Source organism: uncultured Ruegeria sp. (assembly GCF_947500045.1).
Lineage (GTDB): Bacteria > Pseudomonadota > Alphaproteobacteria > Rhodobacterales > Rhodobacteraceae > Ruegeria.
Window position 1 is genome coordinate 407,750 of the sequence record NZ_CANMQQ010000003.1, and the last position, 22,506, is coordinate 430,255.

20 protein-coding genes are annotated in these 22,506 nt (G+C 56.7%); 9 read left to right on the plus strand and 11 right to left on the minus strand.

Annotated elements, in window-relative coordinates; all coding sequences use genetic code 11:
- Positions 1–7 precede the first annotated feature (7 nt).
- The 4 genes from Q1B46_RS07930 (at position 8) to Q1B46_RS07945 (ending at position 2,261) form a co-directional block, all read left to right on the plus strand.
- Positions 8–433 carry a DUF2852 domain-containing protein gene (locus Q1B46_RS07930; RefSeq protein WP_299661058.1) on the plus strand — a complete coding sequence of 142 codons (426 nt, stop codon included), beginning with the start codon at positions 8–10 and terminating at the stop codon, positions 431–433.
- Between the two features lie 65 nt (positions 434–498).
- Positions 499–930 (plus strand): RDD family protein, encoded by a 432-nt coding sequence (locus Q1B46_RS07935; protein ID WP_299946616.1) that lies wholly within the window; start codon positions 499–501, stop codon positions 928–930.
- A 74-nt stretch (positions 931–1,004) separates the two neighbouring features.
- Entirely contained in the window at positions 1,005–1,829 is an 825-nt protein-coding gene (locus tag Q1B46_RS07940; protein ID WP_299946619.1) for an arginyltransferase, read from the plus strand.
- Between the two features lie 6 nt (positions 1,830–1,835).
- Entirely contained in the window at positions 1,836–2,261 is a 426-nt protein-coding gene (locus Q1B46_RS07945; protein WP_299946622.1) for a VOC family protein, read from the plus strand.
- A gap of 97 nt (positions 2,262–2,358) precedes the next feature.
- Here the strand turns inward: Q1B46_RS07945 and Q1B46_RS07950 are convergent, their stop codons facing one another.
- The 3 genes from Q1B46_RS07950 to Q1B46_RS07960 form a co-directional block, all read right to left on the minus strand.
- Positions 2,359–4,713 carry a TRAP transporter large permease subunit gene (locus Q1B46_RS07950; protein WP_299946625.1) on the minus strand — a complete coding sequence of 785 codons (2,355 nt, stop codon included), beginning with the start codon at positions 4,711–4,713 and terminating at the stop codon, positions 2,359–2,361.
- Positions 4,714–4,730: 17 nt separating this feature from the next.
- Entirely contained in the window at positions 4,731–5,657 is a 927-nt protein-coding gene (locus tag Q1B46_RS07955) for a TRAP transporter small permease subunit (RefSeq protein WP_299661068.1), read from the minus strand.
- Between the two features lie 119 nt (positions 5,658–5,776).
- Complete coding sequence (locus Q1B46_RS07960) at positions 5,777–6,859, minus strand: TRAP transporter substrate-binding protein (protein WP_299661071.1); 1,083 nt, start codon at positions 6,857–6,859, stop codon at positions 5,777–5,779.
- A gap of 247 nt (positions 6,860–7,106) precedes the next feature.
- On the opposite strand from Q1B46_RS07960, the gene Q1B46_RS07965 reads away from it, so the two are divergent.
- A complete protein-coding gene (locus tag Q1B46_RS07965) occupies positions 7,107–8,540 on the plus strand; it encodes a cache domain-containing protein (RefSeq protein WP_299946629.1) in 1,434 nt (477 codons plus the stop codon).
- Positions 8,540–9,187: a response regulator transcription factor gene (locus Q1B46_RS07970; RefSeq protein ID WP_299946632.1), complete on the plus strand. Its 648-nt coding sequence runs from the start codon at positions 8,540–8,542 to the stop codon at positions 9,185–9,187. The genes Q1B46_RS07965 and Q1B46_RS07970 overlap by 1 nt, the downstream gene beginning before the upstream one ends.
- Before the next feature lie 79 nt (positions 9,188–9,266).
- Here the strand turns inward: Q1B46_RS07970 and Q1B46_RS07975 are convergent, their stop codons facing one another.
- On the minus strand, positions 9,267–9,647 hold the full coding sequence (locus Q1B46_RS07975) for a VOC family protein (protein WP_299946635.1): 381 nt from the start codon (positions 9,645–9,647) through the stop codon (positions 9,267–9,269).
- Between the two features lie 50 nt (positions 9,648–9,697).
- Complete coding sequence (locus Q1B46_RS07980) at positions 9,698–10,543, minus strand: hypothetical protein (protein WP_299946638.1); 846 nt, start codon at positions 10,541–10,543, stop codon at positions 9,698–9,700.
- 423 nt (positions 10,544–10,966) lie between these two features.
- Here Q1B46_RS07980 and Q1B46_RS07985 point away from each other — a divergent pair, with 423 nt between their 5' ends.
- From Q1B46_RS07985 to Q1B46_RS07995, 3 genes are all read left to right on the plus strand, one after another.
- Positions 10,967–12,718 carry an acetolactate synthase 3 large subunit gene (locus Q1B46_RS07985; protein WP_299946640.1) on the plus strand — a complete coding sequence of 584 codons (1,752 nt, stop codon included), beginning with the start codon at positions 10,967–10,969 and terminating at the stop codon, positions 12,716–12,718.
- Positions 12,719–12,785: 67 nt separating this feature from the next.
- Positions 12,786–13,346 (plus strand): acetolactate synthase small subunit, encoded by a 561-nt coding sequence (gene ilvN, locus Q1B46_RS07990; RefSeq protein WP_299661081.1) that lies wholly within the window; start codon positions 12,786–12,788, stop codon positions 13,344–13,346.
- Positions 13,347–13,644: 298 nt separating this feature from the next.
- On the plus strand, positions 13,645–14,385 hold the full coding sequence (locus Q1B46_RS07995) for a helix-turn-helix transcriptional regulator (RefSeq protein ID WP_299946644.1): 741 nt from the start codon (positions 13,645–13,647) through the stop codon (positions 14,383–14,385).
- 10 nt (positions 14,386–14,395) lie between these two features.
- Here Q1B46_RS07995 and Q1B46_RS08000 read toward each other — a convergent pair whose 3' ends face one another.
- The 6 genes from Q1B46_RS08000 to Q1B46_RS08025 form a co-directional block, all read right to left on the minus strand.
- Positions 14,396–15,193, minus strand: a complete 798-nt coding sequence (locus Q1B46_RS08000; RefSeq protein WP_299946648.1) for a DUF2189 domain-containing protein — start codon at positions 15,191–15,193, stop codon at positions 14,396–14,398.
- A gap of 27 nt (positions 15,194–15,220) precedes the next feature.
- Positions 15,221–16,618, minus strand: a complete 1,398-nt coding sequence (locus tag Q1B46_RS08005; RefSeq protein WP_299946650.1) for an amidase — start codon at positions 16,616–16,618, stop codon at positions 15,221–15,223.
- A gap of 118 nt (positions 16,619–16,736) precedes the next feature.
- On the minus strand, positions 16,737–17,444 hold the full coding sequence (locus tag Q1B46_RS08010; RefSeq protein ID WP_299946652.1) for a M50 family metallopeptidase: 708 nt from the start codon (positions 17,442–17,444) through the stop codon (positions 16,737–16,739).
- Positions 17,445–18,572 carry a peptide chain release factor 2 gene (gene prfB, locus Q1B46_RS08015; protein ID WP_299946654.1) on the minus strand — a complete coding sequence of 376 codons (1,128 nt, stop codon included), beginning with the start codon at positions 18,570–18,572 and terminating at the stop codon, positions 17,445–17,447. It lies immediately after the preceding gene.
- Positions 18,573–18,661: 89 nt separating this feature from the next.
- Entirely contained in the window at positions 18,662–21,148 is a 2,487-nt protein-coding gene (locus Q1B46_RS08020) for a penicillin-binding protein 1A (protein ID WP_299946656.1), read from the minus strand.
- A 95-nt stretch (positions 21,149–21,243) separates the two neighbouring features.
- The gene (locus Q1B46_RS08025) at positions 21,244–22,464 is read right to left on the minus strand and encodes an N-acetylmuramoyl-L-alanine amidase (RefSeq protein ID WP_299946672.1); all 1,221 of its coding nucleotides are present in this window, start codon (positions 22,462–22,464) and stop codon (positions 21,244–21,246) included.
- Between the last annotated feature and the right edge of the window lie 42 nt (positions 22,465–22,506).

The following is a 22,506-nucleotide window of genomic DNA, read 5'->3' on the forward strand; positions in this document are numbered from 1 at the left end:
AGAGCAAATGACCGCATTGTCCGACCACACCGTTCCTCAAAATCCGGGGTGGCTGCACCGAACCGAAGCCTGGCTTGACAGCAAGGGCAAAGGCGCATGGATCGCCGCAATGGTTCTTGGCTTTATCTTCTTCTGGCCCATCGGCCTGGCCTTTCTGGCCTATATGATCTGGAGCAAACGCATGTTCAGCAAATCCTGCAGCCGTCGTTCTTCGTGGAAAGGCCACATGAGCGCGATGAAACCCTCGGGCAACAGCGCATTCGATGCCTACAAAACCGACACTCTGGCGCGGCTTGAACGCGAACAGCAGGAGTTCGAAGCCTTCCTGCGCCGTCTGCGTGACGCTAAGGACAAGGCCGAGTTCGACGAGTTCATGGACGAACGCGCCCGCGACAACCGCGATGATACAGAAAATGGCGAACAGCCTGCCTGATCGCACCTTGCCCTGTCCCGATAGTCGGGACAGGGTGCTTTCGCACCAGACCTGGACCAAAATATATGCCTCATCTGCCTGATCCCGACAGCCAGCCCGAATTCTATCAATCCGTGGCCACAAAGCGCTTTTTTGCTTGGCTGTTTGATATCGCCTTTATCTCATTGCTCTGCACGGTCGCAGTCCTGCTGACCTTTGGTTTGGGCTTCTTCATTCTTGCCCTGATTTATGCCGTCATCAGCTTCATCTATCGTGTTGTGACCATCTCCAACGGCTCGGCCACGCTGGGGATGCGCTTTATGGGGATCGAACTGCGCGACGCATTTGGCGCACGGATGGACACCGGTAAAGCCGTCGCGCACACGGCAGGTTATTTTGTCAGCATGGCGATACCGATCCTGCAGATCATCTCGGTTGTTATGATGATGACAAGTGCACGCTGCCAGGGCCTGACCGATGCTCTCCTTGGTACCGTGATGATCAACCAGCGCGCCTGAAAACATCCAAGTGAAACACTTGGCGGCACCAAAAACCGTTGCTATCATCTGTCCCGAGGAAATGCGGGACCTTCATGCGACACACGCTGCCAATCGCGCCACAATTCTATGTGACGGCACCCCAGCCCTGCCCTTACCTTGAGGGCAGGATGGAGCGCAAATTGTTCACCGCCCTTCAGGGGGACGGCGCGGATCAGTTGAACAATTGCCTTTCACAACAAGGGTTCCGGCGCTCGCAGAACGTCCTTTACCGCCCGTCTTGTACCGATTGCGCCGCCTGCCTGTCGGCCCGGATCGAGGTCGCAGCCTTTCGACCCAGCAAAAGCCAGAAACGCGCGTTCAAACGCAATTCGTATCTGAAACGGCGCGCTACGTCGCCTTGGGCAACAGATGAGCAGTTCGATCTGTTCCGCCGCTATCTGGATGCCCGCCACGCCGATGGCGGTATGGCCGATATGGACGTATTCGAATTTGCCGCGATGATCGAGGAAACGCCGATCCGCAGCCGCGTCGTGGAATATGCCGACCCCGAAACCGATGAGTTGATTGCCGTCAGTCTGACGGACGTTCTTGATGACGGGCTAAGCATGGTTTACTCATTCTATGACCCAAAGTTTCACCAGCACTCATTGGGTACGTACATGATCCTCGACCATATCGAGATCGCGCGTGAGGCCGGGCTGCCTTATATCTATCTTGGATACTGGGTCCCTGGCAGCCCGAAGATGGATTACAAAGCAAAGTTTTCAGGGCTTCAGGCTTACATTCAGGGCGAATGGAAACAAATCAAAGACCCTGAGAAATTTGCCCAGGCCGCCCACCACCCCCTTTCATCGCCCCCAATTGCCGAACAGGTGGCCAGCATCCAATTGCCTGACCGACGCCCGACAAAAGGCTGATCTGCAATGCGGCAGAACCTTCACGCGGTCACCCTTGTGGTGCCCGATTATGATGAGGCAATTGCGTTTTACACCAAGACGCTCGCTTTCACGCTGCTTCAGGATATCGACTTGGGCCAAGGCAAACGCTGGGTACGCGTGGCCCCTCCGGGTGGTTCCGCCGGTTCCCTACTGCTCGCCAAAGCCGTCACAGATGCGCAGTTTTCAGCCATCGGCAACCAGACAGGTGGCCGCGTCGGGTTCTTCCTTGAAACGGATAATTTCGATCGCGACCACGAAACTATGCGCGCAAACGGCATCCAATTCGAAGAGACGCCTCGACACGAACCGTACGGAATCGTCGCCGTCTGGCGCGACCCATTCGGCAATCGCTGGGACCTGATTCAGTTCACCGGATCCGCTTCATCTGGCCAAAAAATACCTCGGGGTTGAATTGGCCAAAGGCCAAGAAGGGGCTGGCCCCTTCCTCAATCGGCAAAGCAAAGGGGGCCAATCGGCCCCCTTTTCCTTTTCCCCATCAGCGCTCTGATCAGTTCGGGATCAGATCCGGCACGATGGTCACGATCGACGGGAAGAACCACAGGATGGCGATCCCGACCACCTGAATGATCACAAATGGTATGATGCCACGATAGATATGGCCGGTTGTCACCTCTTTCGGCGCGACCCCCCTTAGATAGAACAGGGCAAACCCAAACGGTGGCGTCAGGAACGAGGTCTGCAAGTTCACCGCCACCATGATTGTCACCCATTTTGGATCAAACGACCCGCCATAGATCACCGGGCCCACAATGGGGATCACGATGTAGATGATTTCAAGGAAATCCAGCACGAAGCCCAGGAAGAACAGGACCAGCATCACGATCAAGAAGACCGTGAACTCGTTATCGAAGCTCTTGAGGAACTGCTGGATATAGTGCTCACCCCCGAACGAGATCACCACAAGGTTCAACAGTTGCGAACCGATCAAAATGGTGAACACCATCGATGTTACCTTGGCCGTCTCGCGCACCACTGGTGTAAGCACGCCGCTTGCAAACAGAACCCAGCACCCGAACAACAGACCGAAAAGGGCATAGGCATAAGCTGAATATGCGATGATAAAGGCAATCCAGCTTTCGACCGACACATTCCCCTGATTGATGCGCAGATCAAAATTCACACCCATCAGCAACGCGATGATCACGGCAAAGGTCGACCAGATGATCACCATGCCCGACCGGCCCTGATCCTGCAGCTTGCGATAGGCCGCCAGCATGATGGCCCCGCCTGCCCCCAGCGCCGCGGCTGGCGTTGGATTGGTGACACCGCCCAGGATCGATCCCAGCACCGCGATGATCAGAACCAGTGGCGGGAAGACCACGCGGATCAGGTCATTCGTGGCACAGCGCGCTGCCGCCTCTTTGCAGCCATACATGGCTATTGCAAAGGGAATGGCCAACAACAGGAACGTTGCCCCGGACGAAGTTGTCGGCGCAATCAGCAACACATCGACCAGCAGCATCAACAACAGGCCGATGGCCCCCACGATCAAAGGCTGAGGAGACCGCGAAGGCGCAATCCCCCGCCCCAGAACCAGTGTCAGACCCAGCAGCACAACGATCACGGCAACACCCTTGCCAATCGGCGCCGCCGACGCGATCTTCGCTTTCTGCGCGGCTGCCAGTTCCTCTTCGCTCAAGCGCTGCGATTCAGCTGCACCACCGGCGGCGTCAATCGCTTCCTGCTCAGCGACCGCCTGATCCCATGCGGACTGCCCATGCAGTTCGATCATCGAAGCTTTACAGGTTTCCGAAACGTTCGTGCGCAACGATGCGCCCTGCCCGATATCAGAAAATGCCGAGACCGATATGTTCTGGCTGCCGATCACGCCCGCACTGCCCAGCAGAACAGCACCTACAATCAAAGCAACCGGAGCGCCTAGCAGCCATGTCAGGCCTTCCGAGCGGGTGATGGTCTCACCCGAGCCGCCTGTCATCTCAACGGCAGGCGCTTTTTCTGGGTTCAGCAGCGCATAGCCGAAGGCATAAAGCGCATAAAGCAGCGCCAGCATGATCCCCGGCAGCAGGGCCGCCTGAAACAGCGTCCCTACCGAGACAACCGCAGGCTCACCCAGAAAGGTCAGCGCGTCAGAACATCCGGCCTCAACCGCGCGGGATTCCTGGGCGGTCGAATAGAGATCGCCCGCCAAGGTGCCCAGCAGCACGATCACGATGGAGGGCGGAATAATCTGCCCCAACGTGCCCGAAGCCGCAATCACGCCCGTGGCCAGTTCCGGCGAATAATTGTTCCGCAACATGGTCGGCAGGGCCAGCAGGCCCATGGTCACAACGGTCGCGCCGACGATACCGGTCGAGGCAGCCAGAAATGCGCCCACAACCACAATCGACACCGCCAGCCCGCCGGGCAGCGGGCCAAAGACGCGCGCCATCGTGGTCAGTAGATCGTTTGCGATCTTGGACCGCTCCAGCGTGATGCCCATCAGAACGAACATCAAAACCGCCAGCAGGGTCTCAATGGACTGCCCCGCCAGAACACGTTCGTTCATACGGTTCACGATGAACGAGACGTTGCGATCCAGCGCAGTTTCCCAACCCTGCAAAAAAACCGGCTCGGCGATCCTGGGCAAGTCCGGGTATCGGAACACGGATATAACATCAGGTTTGACACCCGAATTCACCACATCCCGATAAGCTTGTGATCCGGTGTCGATCGCCTGATGGATCAGCAATCCGGCACTGTCCAGCGCCGCGATGATCCCGAAAGAAATCACCCCGGCCCCACCGATGGCAAAGGCCACGGGAAAGCCCGAAAGAATGCCCCCGAAGAGGCAGAAGAATACGATAATGAGGCCTATCTCGACGCCATCAAGTCCGAATAGCATTGTCTGGTTCTCCGTCCCTAATGCGCGCCTTCGTAGGCTTCTTCACCCTCACCAAGGCTGTCCTTGTCGAGGTATTTTCCAACACTTTCTTCGCCTTCCACATATTCCAGATAAGACCGGTACAGGAACGCGATCGCATGCAGGAAAACCATGGCGGCAAAAGCCACCAGCAGTATTTTGAATAGGAAATAGGCGTTAAAGCCGTTGGGGCTGAATCCGATCGTTTCGACATTCCAGCGCAGTGCGCGGGATTTTGTGATCAACCGGTCCAGAGTGTCACTGGCCGAGGGTTTCGGCACAATCAGGTGCCGCCACATGAAGTACCAGCCATACATCCATGTCAGCACCGCCATGGGCATCATGAACAAAACCGCGCCCAACATGTCGACAACACGTTTGGCCTTGTGACTGATGCCCGCATAGACCAGGTCGACCCGTACGTGCCCGCCCTGCACAAACGTGTAGGTGCAACACAGGCAGACGACCATGGCGTTATACAGCTTAAGTTCTTCGGCGAACCAACTGATATCCATCTGAAAAGGAATACCCAGACCAAACGACATATCCGGGCGCGTAAAGACCCGCTGCATGAAAACGATTATGATCTGTTGGACGACCATCAACAGACCTGCCCACGCAAAGAAACGACCCGTCGTGTTGGCAAATCCTTCGAGCCCACGCACCATCCCCCACATGAAGTTTCGGTAGTAAAGGCCAATGGCCGTCAGCACCAGAAACAGCGCGAAGATCACGAAGAAGAACTCGACCGAACCGCCGTAATAGACAAAGCGCATGATCGCATCTTTGTCCGACCAGTTAAGCCAGAGTTGCGGATGCGTGATGGCGTATCCGAAATTATAGAAGGCTTCGGCAATGTTCTGAATGAACCAGATCAGTCCATTCCACAGGGCGCCGAAGAACGAGATACCGTTTTCGTCCTGCATGTTGTCCCCAGGTCGCATCGGTTGCACGTTTGATTATTGCGGCATGTCCGGTCCGCTTATGTGCAACGGGAATGGCTCCCCCGCCAGACGGGGGAACCGATTGTTGTGAACAAGATAGCTTAGCCGCGAACGCGATCGCGCTCTGCGGTATAAACACCCGATGACAGGTTGTTCCAGGCCGAGGATTCAGCCATCGACTTCATCGCACTGTCGTGGATGCGTGCGAACAGCTCGTCGCCCATATACTGGTCCAGAACTTCCTGGCTGGCCTTGCCGAAGGCATCCCAGACGGGTTGTGGGAATTCCATAACCTTGACACCTGCCGCCTGCAGACGGGCCAGCGCGGCACCGTTGTTGGCCAGGAATTGGGCCAGATTCCACTGGTGGCATTCCGCCGCAGCGATCTCGATGATTTTCTGCTGCGCTGCGTTCAGGCTGTCATAAACCTCGCGGTTGGTCGCCAGCGACAGACCTGCACCCGGCTCGTGGAAGCCCGCAGTATAGTAGGTCTTGGTGATTTCCTGGAAACCTGCTTTTTCGTCGGCCCACGGACCGATCCACTCGGTTCCGTCAATCGCGCCGGACGACAGCGCCTGATACACCTCTGAGCCCGGAATATTCTGCACGGATGCGCCCAGTTTACCCAGCGCTTCACCGCCCAGACCCGGCATACGGAATTTCAGACCGTTGAAGTCTTCTGGGCTGTTGATCTCTTTCGAGAACCAGCCACCAGCCTGTGCGCCGGTGTTACCCGCTAGGAAAGATTTCAGGCCAAAGATTTCGCCCAGCTCGTCATGCAGCTGCATGCCGCCCGCGTGATAGTACCAGTTCACCAGTTCCTGCGCGGTCATGCCGAACGGAACAGCGGTGAAGAAGGCATAGCCCGGATGCTGACCCACAAAGTAGTAGTCCGCCGCGTGGTACATATCGGCCTGACCGGACGACACCGCGTCAAACACTTCGAACGCACCAACCAGTTCACCGGCTGCTTTGATTTCGACATTCAGGTTGCCATCCGACATCGTGGTGATGCTGTCGGCGCAGCGCTGTGCACTGTCAAACACGCCCGCAAGGCCACGGCCCCACGAGGTAACCATGGTCAATGTGCGCTTGCCCTGCGCATAGGCTGGCGCTGCCAGTGTGGTGGCTGCAGCAGCCGAGCCGCCCAGAGCCGAGGTTTTCAGAAACTTACGACGATCCATATGAGTGATCCTCCCCTACGTATTTATTACCCGGGCTTTCCCGAGCCGATCGTTTCCAGTGTGCGTCAGCCTAATTCCGCGCACATAAATGTGAATACCTAGTACTACGTAGCTGGGCCGGTTTTTCCCGGGTCAATCCCGGAAAAAAGGGCCGTTTTTGCGCCCACTTCAACAAAACCCGGTATCTTAGACCTGTATCCGCCCAATCTTTTTGCTTTTTTTCCCGCGCTTGCGTATCGATTCGCCTATGAGGGGATTCCGAAAGCTCGTTTCACTAACCTATGGGCAGAAACTGTCGCTGGTTGCGGCCGTTCCATTGCTCGTGGCGGTGGCGGCCATCGCCATGGTGGTTGCTTACGAATCTCGTGCAACAGCCGAACGCGAGATCCATGCCCTCGAGCGCCGACTGATCGAAGCCAAAAAAGAAGAGTTGCGCAATTATGTGACGCAGGCACGGAACGGGTTTGCCTATATCTATGGCCGCGCTTCACCGGATGACGAAGTCGCAAAGAACCTGGTAAGCCAGATTCTGTCGGCCATGATTTACGGCAAAGATGGTTTTTTCTTCGTCTATGACTATGACGGCAACAATCTGGTCAGCCCACGCCAGACCGAGTTCATCAACCGCAACTGGGCCGACTTGACCGACAGTGATGGCACCCCCATCGTGAATGAGTTCATCCGCCTCGCCCGTCAGGGCGCGGGATGGCACAGCTTCATGTGGCAAAAACCCTCAACCGGGGAAGAGGCACAGATGATCGCCTATGTCGCAGGCCTGCAGGATTGGCGTTGGGTGGTGGGTACCGGCGTTTTCATCGACGACATCGTCGCCACCGTGGCAAATGCACGGGCCGAGGTCGAGGCACGGGTACAACGGACGTTCCTCTATATCGGTGGCATCGTTCTGGCGGCTGTGTTGATCGTTTTCACATCCGGAATGTTTTTGAATTTTCGCGAGCGCAGGCTGGCGGACGCCAAACTCAAGGAACTGACCCAGCGGGTGCTGGACGCTCAGGAAGAAGAGCGCGGACGCGTCGCGCGCGAATTGCATGACGGTATCAGCCAGATTCTTGTGGGCGTCCGTTATGCGCTGGACAACGCCCGCCGACGTCTGAACCGAGGTGAGGATGCAGCCGCACAAGAGCCGCTGCAAACAGGCATCGATAATCTGGCAACCGCAATCACCGAGGTCCGCCGCATTAGCCGTGACCTGCGACCGGGCGTGTTGGACGATCTGGGCCTAGGCCCCGCACTAAAAGCGCTGACCGATGATTTTCGCGAACGCACCGGGATCGAAACCGAGTTCTCGACCGTAGTATTCCGCAATCGACTGGATCAGGACAGCAAGATCGCCCTGTACCGGATCGCACAAGAAGCACTGACCAATATCGAGCGCCATTCAGGTGCCACCCGTGTTACCATCGACCTGCGGGGCCACAAGAAAGGTGCCACAATGCGGATCGCTGATAACGGTAGCGGGCTGCGCAGCGAGCCGGGCCATGTCAGCGCCGGGATCGGGCTACGCAACATGCAAGAGCGAATCGAACAGCTTGACGGCACGCTGCGCATCCTTTCCTCTCGCGGCGGGCGCAGTGGCACGGTGATCGAAGTCAGCCTGCCGCTCAGCCATATGCTGCCACCACAGGAAGATCCAACGCCAAAACGAAAGGCCGGTTCCTGATGTCCGATACAATTATCCGGGTTCTCATTGTCGACGATCATCCAATGGTCGCCGAAGGCATTCGGTCCCTGTTGGAAAGTTTTGACGAAATCGACGTAGTCGGAACACTTTCAAACGGGCAAGAGGCTGTCGATCAGGCAAGCCACCTGCAGCCAGACGTAATCCTGATGGACCTCAACATGCCAGGCCTCAGCGGGATGAGCGCTACTGAGATCATTCTGGAACGCCTACCCCAAACTCGAATCCTGATTCTATCTATGCATGACAGCCCGGAATACATCTCGACCGCGCTCAATCACGGCGCCAAGGGGTATATCCTCAAAGATGTACCGACCGAAGAAATCAAACAGGCCATCGATGCCGTCATGCGCGGAGAGCGGTACCTCTGCACCGGTGCCAGCGGATCGCTGGAGCCAAAAGACGGCGACGCGCGTGAGGCACTGACAGGCCGGGAACAGACGATCCTGCTGGAATTGGCACAAGGCAAATCCAACAAAGAGGTCGCGCTGGCATTGGATATCTCGGTGCGCACTGTCGAGACGCACCGCAAGAATATTAAACGCAAACTGGGCATATCCTCGACCGCCGGCCTGACCCGGTATGCCCTGGAACATGGCGTCCTGCAGGGCACCAGCCCAGGGTTCTGACCGCAGCGCGGCACGCGCTGCCCGGCCCAACCGGAAGAGGCGCGCCGCAAGGCGCATTGATAACGGGCGGGAGCCCTCCTCATCTTGGGCGAATGCCTTGCCCAAAGAAGATCAGCGCTCCATCCTCGTCCATCACATGAAACTCACGCTGTTGATAAGGTTGATCGAATGGTGGGCAGACACGGCCCTCGGGTAGGTCGGCAAGCCCAGCTCTCAACTCTTCGTAAAGCGCGTCAATCCCATCGACATCGATATAAAAGGACTGGTCATCACCCAAAGGCTTGCCATCAGGTCGTGGCGGACATTCCAACAGACGAATGGCAACGGGTCCCAGTGACAAAAACGCATAGTTGTCCTGGCGAAATCCGCAGGAGAATCCCAACCGGGTGCAATAAAAATCAATCTGCGCGTCTAAAGATGAACACAGAACAAATGGTGTAAGTTGCAAAATCTGCGACATTATCGGTAGCTCCCGCATATTATCGGGATCAGTCTAACCGAGTGCCCGTCTCAATCCAGCAATTCATCACACCTGAGACCGGCGCGCTCATAATGTTGGGGCAAGACCCGACCATACAGCTGCCGCGTACGCTCAATCCCGCCGCACATCCCTTCGGTTTCGACAAACGAGAAAATGCCAACATAGCGTTTGCGATCACCCTCGACCGGAGCAACCCGGTGGAGCGTATATCGCCCTCTGAAAATCTGCAGATCGCCTGGTTGCAGGTCCAACTGGCGCACGCCTTTCATGCTGCCGTCCAGAATTGCGGAGACACCATTGAAATTCTCATCCTCACCGGTACGCAGATGGGGGACGTATTCGAATGCTCCACCCGCTTCACCATTCTGGATTGCCAGCGTCACAGTGTAGTTGTTGGTATCGAAATGCCATGGAAAGCCCTGACCTTTCTCGACCACATTGATAATCACATCTGCCAACGGGTCATCATATCGAAAGAACCGATCCGCAGGTTCGTTCAGCGCGTCACGGATGAATGGCATGAAGCCATCATTCTCATAAATCCGCCGCAGCGGGCTTGTTCGCGGGAAGTTATCCGCCGGTACAAATGCATTGGACCGGTCAAAGAAACGCCGGATCGGATGCCCAATGCCATAGCTCGGATCGTCCTGAGTGAAATACGCGTTCGTTCGATTGAAAGACCGATGGGCCTTTGGGGCCACCTCCTCAGCCTCGGCAATAAGTTTGCCTAGTCCATCTTCGTGAACAAAACCCGGCAGAACCGCGCATCCATCTTCATCCAGTTCCCGCCGTAAATCTGCAATCAACTGCCGATACCCGTGCGAGTCGGGCCGATCGATCGGATAACGCCCCAAATCTACAAGATCGTGCAACATGTCTGCCCCCGAGGTGACGCTGTTCGTGACAGCCTGCCTCAGCCTCGGGGCGTGCTCTGGTCTGTTTCAGACATGGGTCTGACGCAATCAGACCACTCTCATGCCCGGCACAACGCCACAAAATCGGGCCGAAATTCACGGAAGTTTCCACACCTGCGTCATTTTGCGCAACAAAATACCAAAATATGCAGCCCCTGACTTACAATATTTTTGTTTTTGCCTGTTGACGCCCCTTTCCCTCAACCATAATGTCCCTGCACGCAAAGAAGGAGCCTCTGGCGATGAAAGCGCTAGTCGTAATCGTAGGAAAGACGCGCATGGGCCGGTAACGGTAAACCATATTCGAACCCATGCGCCTCCGAAAATCTCGGGGGCTTTTTTTTGGCACAACGCAAGACACATGTCGCGAACGGAGCAAAGCAGATGACACGTGAGATGACCGGCGCAAAGATGGTTGTTCAAGCCCTCAAGGATCAGGGCGTTGACACAGTATTCGGATATCCCGGTGGCGCCGTCCTACCGATCTATGATGAGATCTTTCTGCAAAATGACATCCGGCACATTCTGGTGCGGCATGAACAAGGTGCAGTACACGCAGCCGAAGGTTATGCGCGGTCTACCGGAAAACCCGGCGTAGCGCTTGTAACCTCAGGCCCTGGTGCGACAAATGCGGTAACCGGCCTGACCGATGCATTGCTCGACTCGATCCCAATTGTTGTTCTGACTGGCCAGGTCCCGACCTTTATGATCGGCTCTGATGCATTCCAGGAGGCCGATACCGTCGGCATAACGCGCCCCTGCACCAAACATAACTGGCTGGTGAAAGACACAGACTCTCTGGCTGCAACAATGCATGAAGCTTTCCACGTGGCCACCGCAGGCCGACCTGGCCCTGTGCTGGTCGACATTCCGAAGGACGTGCAGTTTGCCTCGGGTGAATACACGACACCAAAACCGTCGACCTCTCACTATCAGCCGGTCGTGAAGGGCGATCTGGAAGAAATCACAGAACTGGTCGCGGCCATCGAGACCGCAAAGAAACCGGTTTTCTATACAGGCGGCGGCGTCATCAATTCCGGGCCCGCAGCCAGCCAACTGCTGCGCGAGCTTGTGGATTCAACCGGATTCCCAGTCACCTCGACCCTGATGGGGCTTGGTGCTTATCCGGCCTCGGGCAAGAACTGGATCGGTATGCTGGGGATGCATGGGCTTTACGAGGCCAACATGGCGATGCATGACTGCGACCTGATGATCAATATCGGCGCGCGTTTTGACGACCGGATCACCGGTCGTATTGATGCATTCTCGCCCAACTCGATCAAAGCGCATGTGGATATCGACCCGTCCTCGATCAACAAAGTTATCCGGGTGGATATTCCGATCGTTGGCGACGTTGCCCATGTGCTTGAGGATGTTCTGAAGGTCTGGAAGGCCCGAGGTCGCAAGACGGATACTGCCAACATCAAGCAATGGCAGAAACAGATCAGCGAGTGGCGCAAGGTCAACTGCCTGGCCTTCACCAACAGCGAGAAGACCATCAAGCCGCAATATGCGTTGCAACGGCTTGAAGAGTTGACGAAAAACCACGACCGCTATGTCACGACCGAGGTTGGGCAACACCAAATGTGGGCGGCGCAGTATCTGGGCTTTGAAGACCCTAACCGTTGGATGACATCGGGTGGTCTTGGCACAATGGGCTATGGTTTCCCTGCCTCAATCGGCGTCCAGATGGCGCATCCCGATGCGCTAGTCATCAACGTGGCCGGTGAAGCATCGTGGCTGATGAACATGCAGGAAATGGGCACCGCAACACAGTACCGCCTGCCGGTAAAGCAGTTCATTTTGAATAATGAACGCCTTGGCATGGTGCGTCAGTGGCAGGAACTGCTGCATGGCGAACGGTACTCGCATTCCTGGTCCGAGGCGCTGCCTGATTTCGTTAAGCTCGCCGAAGCCTTTGGTGCCAAAGGTATCCTGTGTTCAGACCCTGCTGATCTGGACGACGCGATCATAGAGATGATCAACTATGACGGTCCGGTGATCTTTGACTGTCTGGTCGAAAAGCACGAAAATTGCTTCCCAATGATCCCGTCGGGCAAGGCGCATAACGAGATGCTGCTGGGTGAGGCCGAGACGCAAGGCGTGATCGACTCCAAAGGTTCAGTTCTGGTTTAACAAAATTCAAAGAATTTTGTCGGGCGCTTAGATGCCCGACATCCGCAGGATGATGAAAGGGACATAAATGTCTGCCCTACAAATCAAAAAAGGCGCGACCCGCCACTCCGCCTATAATCTACGCCCAACCTTTTCGGACGTGCAGGAACAGCACACAATCGCGGTTCTGGTTGAAAACGAACCCGGTGTTCTGGCCCGTGTCATCGGGTTGTTCTCGGGCCGTGGTTACAACATCGAAAGCCTTACCGTCGCCGAGGTCGATCACACGGGCCACCTCAGCCGTATCACCATCGTCACCACCGGCACGCCTCAGGTGATTGAGCAGATCAAGGCTCAGTTGGGGCGCATCGTTTCGGTCCGCGACGTGCATGATCTGACGGTCGAAGGTGCCTCGGTCGAGCGTGAACTGGCGATCATCAAAGTCGTTGGCGAAGGCGACAAGCGGGTCGAGGCGTTGCGCCTAGCTGATATCTTCCGCGCCAATGTGGTCGACAGCACCCTGAATTCATTCATTTTTGAGATTACGGGTGCACCTGACAAGATCGATGCGTTTGCCGATCTGATGCGTCCTTTGGGGCTTGTCGAAATCGCACGCACCGGTGTGGCCGCATTGTTGCGCGGCGACTAGTGATTTGGAGCGTCCCCGGCTGTGTTGTCATAGCTGGGGACACGACAGCGAATGAAACACACACCACATTAGCTAACAGCCCGCATTACCACGCCACATTTGAACAACAGCGTGAAAAAGATCACGCAAATAGGCCAAATGACTATTGATTTTGCAAACTGCCACGTTAGCGTGTGCGGTGTAGCGAGGCGTCCTTTGATGCCCGCTGGGGTCATCTTTACGATTTCTGACTGAGGTGCGGCCACAGCGCCGCCGCGATCTTGTTTTTCCAATTCACAAGCAGAAACCTGGAATAGACGTGACCGACATCCATCGCAGCCCCTCAGATTTACGCAGAATGTTTGGCGCGAACCTTCGACAGCTTGCACAAAGTTACCCATCCGTTTCAGAGCTGTGCCGCCAGTTGGGCATCAACCGTACTCAATTCAATCGATATCTGGGCGGTGAAAGCTTTCCACGGCCAGATGTTCTGGATAGGATTTGCCGGTTTTTCGACGTCGACGCCCGTATCCTTCTGAAACCGCTGGATGAGGTCGAGCCTCCTGCCCCGCACCCGGCAACCGACGTTATCGACCGCTTCCTTTCTGCCTATGCGGAAACTGCGTTCAGGACCGGATTCTATCACGCGATCGAGCGCGCGCAGACCAGCGCAAGTTCGACGTTGCACCGGCTGTATCATGTGCGAAGGATTTCCAATTGCACTTTGCTACGCGGCTACGAACCTGTTTCCGCAATGCCAAAAGAATGCGCACCTTCGCGTGAGGTTCAGGGCATCGTGTCCTATGCTGAGGGACGGGTCTGCGCCCTGTTGGCCCGCCGGGATGCGCAGGAACGCCGAATGATGATTCTGTCCGAACAATCCAGTGAGAACGGGCTGCGGTTCGTAGGTCACGTATACCAACTGGCAGACGGCTCGGCACTGGCCTCCAAACCCTGCCGGTTCGAACTACGGCATCTGGGGGATGACCTGCCAACAGCGATACGACTGGCACGCAAATCGAGGCGCGCAGCACATCCACACCGGGACGTGCCGATCTGATTTTTACCGGTTAGGCAGGTTCGGTTCCTGCGGTTTCTGATGACCCGTCACCCGAGATCAGACGATAGAGATGCCAGCTTGCGTGCCCCAGTAACGGCAGCACCACTAACAAGCCCAAAAACCAAGGTACCATGGCAAGAAACGTAATGATCGCAATGAAACTGCCCCACCCCAACATCACCTTCATATTCGCTTTGACATAGGCAAAGCTTGAGATCATCGCGGTCACAAAATCCAACTCGCGATCCAACAACATCGGTATAGACAACACGGTGATCATGTACAGAATGATCGCAAACGCAGCCCCGACAAGCGTGCCTAAGGCCAACATGCTTAACCCATTGGGGGTAAGGAATACCTCAATTGATGACGAGATGTTGGTCATCGTCGAAAGCCCCATGAACAGGGCAAAGATCATATGACCCAAAAAGAACCAGAATAGGAATATCACCACGATAATGGCGCAGATCGATGGCAGTTGCCTGCGGCTTTGCTGAACGACCACGCCGAAGATCGCGCCGGGGTTCAACGGCTCACCCTGTTCCAACCGATGTGAAACCTCATACAGTCCTACGGCCGCGAATGGACCGATCAGGGGAAACCCGATCGCAGCCAGAACCAACCAGAATGACGTTCCGGTTTTCAGCGTGACCCAAGCCATCAACCACCCTGCCAATACGTAGAAGCCCGCGAAGAGAAGCCCGAATAATGGCGCACGGCGATAGTCGCGCCAGGCTCGACGCAGCGCTTCTTTCAGCATCGTGGCATCGACAGGATTCAGCGTCGGCACACCAAAGGGTTTGTCCATTCTTGTTCTCTCCTCCCGGGTAGAATGCTACATAGCGGGTCTTTGCTGCGGCCAGCGGGTTTCTGCATGATAGGCAGCGCCCAAGGACAACAGCTTCGCATCCGAGCCGCGCGGGCCGAACACCTGTACCCCCATTGGCAAACCATTGGCACCGAATCCAGCCGGTGCGCCCAGACAAGGCAGGCCCAACAGGCTGACGGGTGTCACGACCTGCATCCAGCGATGGTAGGTATCCATCCCCTGCCCCGTAATTTCGGTCGGGTAAGGTTTTTCGATATCGAAAGGCCAAACCTGCGCGGCTGGTAGAACCAGCGCATCGTAGGCTTCAAACAGCTCTGCTGCGCGCCTGTGCCAGTCAGACCGGATAACACTGGCGCGGTGCACGTCCATCGCACTAAGCGCCAGACCGCGTTCCAGTTCCCATTGTGCTGTGTCTTTCAATGAGGCCTTTTTCGCGATCAGAGGTTCCAACCCGGTGGCCACACTCCAGGATCGCAAGGTAATCCAGCTGTCCCAGATCTGTTCCGCATCGAAAGGCGGGGCAAGCGCCTCAATGCGCGCACCTCGATCTTCGAATGCAGTCAGGGCATCCCGGCAAAGTTCGAGAATGCCTTCCTCACAAGGAAACGCCCCGCCCCAATCACCCAGCCATCCTATCCGCATCCCGGTCAGGTCGGCGGCCTGCACGGGTGAGATGTCGGAAACTTCCGTGCTCAGCGGGATCCTGGGATCGGGGCCGGACATCACATCCAGCAGAACCCCGATATCTTCGGGGCTGCGTGCCATAGGGCCAAGCGTCGAAAGCTGATGCAGATAACTGTCGCCAACAGGTTCCGAGGGCACCCGGCCCCAACTCGGCCGGAAACCATAAACATTGTTCCACGCAGCAGGGTTGCGCAGGCTGCCCATCATGTCAGACCCGTCCGCCAGCGCCAGCATACCCGTGGCCAGCACCACTGCCGCGCCTCCGGATGAACCACCGCAAGACTTCGTTGGGTCATAGGGATTGCGGGTCGCGCCATAGACAGGATTGAACGTGTGCGAGCCCAGCCCGAATTCCGGTGTATTGGTCTTGCCAATCAGGATCGCGCCAGCCGCGCGCAAACGGGCGGCCAGCAGATCGTCGGATTGTGGAACATGATCTTTGAAAAGCGGCGACCCTTGCGTCGATGCAATGCCTGCCACATTGACCAGATCCTTCACCGCGATCGGCAGTCCATGTAACGACCCACGCGGGGGTGACGCATCTGCCGCCCGCGCCTTAGCCATCAGCGTATCTTCATCTTTCATCGCGACGATCGCGTTCACGTCACCATTCACCGCTGCGATCCGGTCCAGCGTCGCTCGCATCAACTCAGCCGCCGAAAATCGACGGTTGGACAGGTCATCAAGAATGTCCTTTGCAGAGGCTTTGGTCAGATCCATTCGGGTTGGTCCTTTGGCTATTCAGCAGCAGCCTAGCGACGTGATTGGATCATTTAAAGCCACTGTTTAAATGTATCTTTTCTGCACTTTGCCACGGGCGTAGCCCCCAAGCCTTTGATCAGCTGATCCGGACGTCAATCCGAACATTACTGTCACGACCCAGCAGGTTCCTCAGGCAAAAGAAGATCATGACAACGCTCAGAACCAGCCACTTCCCCCCCCACATCATCGTCGTTCCACCGAACTCTTCGGCCAGCATATAGGCATCCGATCGCAATCCAGCGCGTCGGATCGTGTCATCGAAGATATCAAAGGGAACATAGATCATGCTGGTCAGGCCAATGACCCGCAGAACCAGATCACATAGGTTGCGGCTGAGATACCAAGCTGCGGCCAGCATCACCGCACCGCTGCCTGCGCAGAACGCCATGGCAAATGGATCGCGGACATAAAGCAGTGTCACGACCAGCATGACGCCGCCAAATACACCCAGCACCGCCCGGTCTGCATTTGTGCGCAAGGCGATGATCAGCAGGCCCATTCCAAACAGCAATGACCCCAGATATCCTGCAGAAAGGCTGATAAACCGATTGCCGCCCCGCCCAATCACAAGACCACCTTGCTGTGGAGAAACTGAAAAGCTTTCGACAGACCCACCCGTCGCGACAATGGCCAACGCGTGCGAAAGCTCATGCAGGAAAACAACCAGGATTTTCAGTGGCAGAACCAGTAGCGTGTTCCAGAACACAAACACCAACGCGACGATTGCGATCAATTGCCAATGGCCCCTGATCAGGTTCGCCGCAGAGTTCAGGTGCTGCCGCACTTAGCCTTCGCCCTGCGCCTCGGACCGACTTTTGCCTGAAACATTCAGGGCCAGTGTCGCAGCCATGAACTCATCCAGATCACCGTCCAGCACACCTTTTGTGTCCGACGTTTCGTGATTGGTCCGCAGATCCTTGACCATCTGATAGGGCTGCAGCACGTAGGATCGGATCTGGTTGCCCCAACCCGCGTCACCCTTGGCTTCATGGGCTGCGTTGATATCGGCATTCCGGCGATCCAATTCTTGCTGGTACAGCCGTGACTTCAGGGCCTTCATGGCAATATCGCGGTTCTGGTGCTGTGATTTCTCGGAACTGGTTACAACGATCCCTGTGGGAATATGCGTGATCCGCACCGCCGAGTCGGTGGTGTTCACGTGCTGACCACCCGCACCTGAAGACCGGTAGGTGTCGATGCGAATATCCGAAGGATTGACCTCGATCTCGATATTGTCGTCTACCACCGGATAGACCCAGACCGAGCTGAACGAGGTATGGCGTTTGGCCGCCGAGTCGAATGGAGAAATCCGCACCAACCGATGAACGCCGCTTTCGGATTTCAACCAGCCATAGGCGTTATGGCCCGTAATCTTGTAAGCAGCGGATTTAATCCCTGCCTCTTCGCCCGCAGTCTCGGATTGCAGTTCGACCGTATAGCCCTTTTTCTCAGCCCAACGCACATACATCCGCGCCAACATCAAAGCCCAGTCGCAGCTTTCCGTGCCACCTGCGCCCGAGTTGATTTCGAGGAACGTATCGTTTCCGTCTGCCTCGCCGTCCAACAACGCTTCAAGCTCTTTCTTGGCAGCCTTGGTGCCAAGTGACTTGATGGCTGCTTCGGCGTCTTGAACGACCTCTTCGTCCTCTTCCATCTCACCCAGTTCGATCAGCTCGATATTTTCACTGAGATCGGTCTTGATGGTTTCATACGTCTCGATGGCGTCGACCAGCAACTGCCGCTCGCGCATCAGTTTCTGTGCGTTCTCGGGATTGTCCCACAGGTTGGGGTCTTCGACGCGGGCGTTGAACTCTTCCAACCGGTGCGGCGCAGTTTCATAGTCCATCCGCTGCGCCAACAGCTCCAGCGACTTTTCGATTTCCGCCACGATATTCTGGGTTTCGGCGCGCATGGTCAGGTCCCAACTTGCTCAATCAGGTGTGCGTGATAGCAAGAGGTGCGAGGCACCACAAGACGACCAAGTCGGGAAACTTGGACCGATCAATAAAGCCCGCCACCCTGCAGATCACCCTGGCTTGCATTGGGGCCGACCGTGATCGTATCACCCGTCGAGGTGGTTACCTGACGGCCCGAGCTGGCCTCTTCAAACAGCGGCAGATCCGACCCCATGGCGAAACCACCATCATAGATGCGGTCGATGAAGCCGTCGATGCCATCACGGAAGTATTCGGCAACGACATAGTCACCTGAGGCATCTTCAGGCAAACGTGCGCCGCTGAAACGGTCGATCTTGATGAATTGGCCGCCCGGGGGAACCTCGAACGGACCGCCGCCATATTTTTCGACTGCCTTTTCCATGAAGCTCTGGAACACCGGGCCACACAGGGTGCCGCCATAGGCCCCCCGCCCCATCGGACGTGGGCGGTCATATCCAATGTAGCAACCTGCCACGATGTTCGAGGTGAAGCCGATGAACCACGCATCCTTGGATTCGTTTGTCGTGCCGGTCTTACCGGCAGTGGGCACCGGCAGGTTCACAACGCGTGATGCGGTGCCACGGTCTACCACACCCTTCATCATCGAAGTCAGCTGATAAGCGGTGATCGCATCCATTACCTGACTGCGATCCGTGATGATCTGAGGCGCTTCATCAGGCTCCAACCAACTTGAATTGCAATCCAGGCATTGCCTGTCGTCGTGGCGATAGATGGTTTTGCCAAACCGGTCCTGAATGCGATCCACCAGGGTGGGTTCAACCCGTTCACCACCATTGGCGAACATCGCGTAAGCCGCGACCATCTTGTAAAGCGTGGTCTCCTCGGACCCCAATGAGTTCGCAAGGAACGCGCCCATCCGGTCATAAACGCCGAACCGCTCAGCATAGCCCGCGACTACCGGCATCGTGACTTCCTGCGCCAGACGGATGGTCATCAGGTTCCGCGATTGCTCGATCCCGGTGCGCAAAGGCGTCGGACCATAGAATTTGTTGGTCGAGTTCTTGGGGCGCCACAGGCCCTGAGGGGTATTCACCTCGATCGGAGCGTCCACGACGATGGTGGCGGGGCTGTATCCGCTGTCCAGTGCGGCAGCATAAACGAAGGGTTTGAAACTTGAACCCGGCTGACGCTGCGCTTGCGTGGCGCGGTTGAACACCGTATCCTGATACGAGAAGCCACCCTGCATCGCCAGAACACGGCCCGAGTTCACGTCCATCGCGACGAAACCGCCCTGCACCTCGGGTACCTGACGGGCAGACCACTGCCCCTCTTCCCCGGCCATCACCAGTATGACATCGCCGCGCTTGAAATTGTCTTGAAAACTGCCCTGCATCCATTTGATGTCAGCCCGAGGGATGCTCCCATCCGATGGGCCATCTTCGATCCCTACGGTCAGGGACTGATCGGCCACGTTCAGAACAACGGCCGGATACCATTGCGTTGGCAGCACCACGTCGCGGGGGATTTCCATGATCGCCAGCGCCTCGCGCCACTGAGCTTCATCTGCCAGCTTCTCTTCCGGGATCACCTCACCCGTACCACGCCATTTCCCGCGCGAACGGTCGTATTTCTGCAGCGCCGTGCGCAGGGCTTTCGCAGCTTCGACCTGCATTTCTTCATCAACTGACGCCCGGACGGTAAAACCGCCGGTAAAGAACTCACCTTCACCAAAATCCTCGCTCAGCTGGCGGCGGATTTCGTCGGTGAAGTAGTCACGGGGTGGCAATGCAGTACGGAAGCTTTCAAAATCGCCGTTCTGAACAGACCGCAGAGGCATCTCAACCTCGGCCTCATAGGTCGCCTGATCGATATATCCGTTCTGCTGCATCTCGCGCAGCACATAGTTTCGACGATTCAACAGGCGTTCTTTCTGGCGCACCGGGTGATAGTCAGAAGGTGCTTTGGGCATCGCGGCCAGCATCGCAGCCTCGTGCGGGGCCAGTTCTTGCAGTGTCTTGTTGAAATAGGTCTGCGCCGCGGCGGTCACACCGTATGAGTTTTGACCCAGAAAGATCTCGTTCATATAAAGTTCGAGGATCTGTTCCTTATCAAGCGTATCCTCAAGCCGGGTGGCGAGGATGATCTCTTTGATTTTGCGCTCGGCCCGGCGGTCGCCAGACAGCAAGAAGTTCTTCATCACCTGCTGCGTGATCGTCGAAGCCCCGCGGACAGTTTCGCCCTTCGAACGCACCGCCTCGACCCCTGCCGCGACGATCCCGCGTGGATCATAGCCCTGATGGGTGTAGAAGTTCTTGTCTTCCGCCGAAATAAACGCCTGTTTCACCAGATCGGGGATTTCCTCGGACGGGGTGAACAGGCGGCGTTCCTGCGCGAACTCGTCAATCAGCTGACCTTCGCCCGAGTATATCCGGCTGATCGTCGGCGGCTTGTATTGCGCCAGCGACTCGTGGCTGGGCAGATCGCGCCCATACATCCAGAAGATCGCGCCGACAACCAGCGCGGCCATGAAAATACCCAAGGTCACGAGGCTGAAGATTGCCCCGAAAAACGAAAGAATGAACCGGATCACGTTACTGCCTTTTACTCGCGGTGACGCCTATATAGTGTCGCCCCCCCGCAGGGTCAAAACACGAAAGGCTACAATGGCTGTTTTGCGCCGCAGCGTTATTGACCGATCAGGGAGCGCTTGACCAGATCGTCCTGACGCCATTGATCAAGCCCCTGCGCCAACCCTTTGGCCATGGCCGCGCGCCATTCGGGGTTCACGATGTTTTTCAAGTCCCGGGGACTGGAGAGAAACCCCAGTTCGACCAGAACCGATGGGATATCTGCCGCCTTGAGCACCGAAAACGAGGCAGTTCGGATGGGACGGCTGTTCATCGGACCGCCTTGTTGCGTCATGCCATCTGCCAACGCACGCGCCAGCGCATCGGTGCGTGGTTTGGTTTCCTGCCGCGCCATATCCAGCAGTATATCAGCGACCTGATCATCCGAGCCGCTCAGATCGATACCAGCAATCAGGTCACCCCGATCATGCCGTTCAGCCAGTTTCAGGCTGGCCACATCCGACGCTTCATCCGAAAGCGTATAGACAGCAGCCCCATGTGCCCGCCCTTCCGACAGCGAGTCGGCATGGAGCGAGATGAAAACATCCGCCCCCGCGCGGTGTGCCAATGCAATCCGCCGTTCTAAGGAAACGAACTGATCGTTATCCCGGGTCATCACGACCTCAAACCCGCCAGAGCGTAGCAGCAACTCGCGCAGCTCACGCGCGAAGGTCAGCATAAGTGTTTTTTCATCCGTGCCCGTCACTTCGGCCCCAGGATCGATACCGCCATGGCCAGGGTCCAGCATAATCCGCATAGGGCGTGAACCATCGCCGCGTGATGCCTGCGAAATCACAGCAGGTTCTGGCAAATCCCAGCCCGGCTGCCGGGGGGCACCTGCACTGGCTGCGAAACTGTCAAAATCCGTCCCCTTCAGGTGCAGGGACAAAACCCCCACCCCTGTAGATTCATCAATGCGCAAATCGGCAGTTTCCACCGCCAGCGGGGCGCCAAGCTCTAGCACCAGACGCGACCAACCGGGCACGTAGGCCCCGTATTGGATACCGCTGATCCGGTTGGTTTGCAGGAACGCCTCGCGGTTTAGGCCGGTCCAGTCGACCTCTTGAAAGTCCAGCACCATCCGATAGGGATCGCGCAGCGTGAACACGCGGTACGGAACACCTTGGCTAAGACCAAGCTCGACCCGTACGCCGGCGCCACCCTCGTCGATGATGCGGCTTTGTTCTGGCAGAACACGCGCCAACGCACTGAATTCATGCGCAACTGCAGCACTGGTCAGCGCCCAAATCAGCGCGATTGCATAGAAAATCCTGCTCATGGCCTCAAGTTTTCCCGAGATCGTTTGACGCAGAGCCTATAG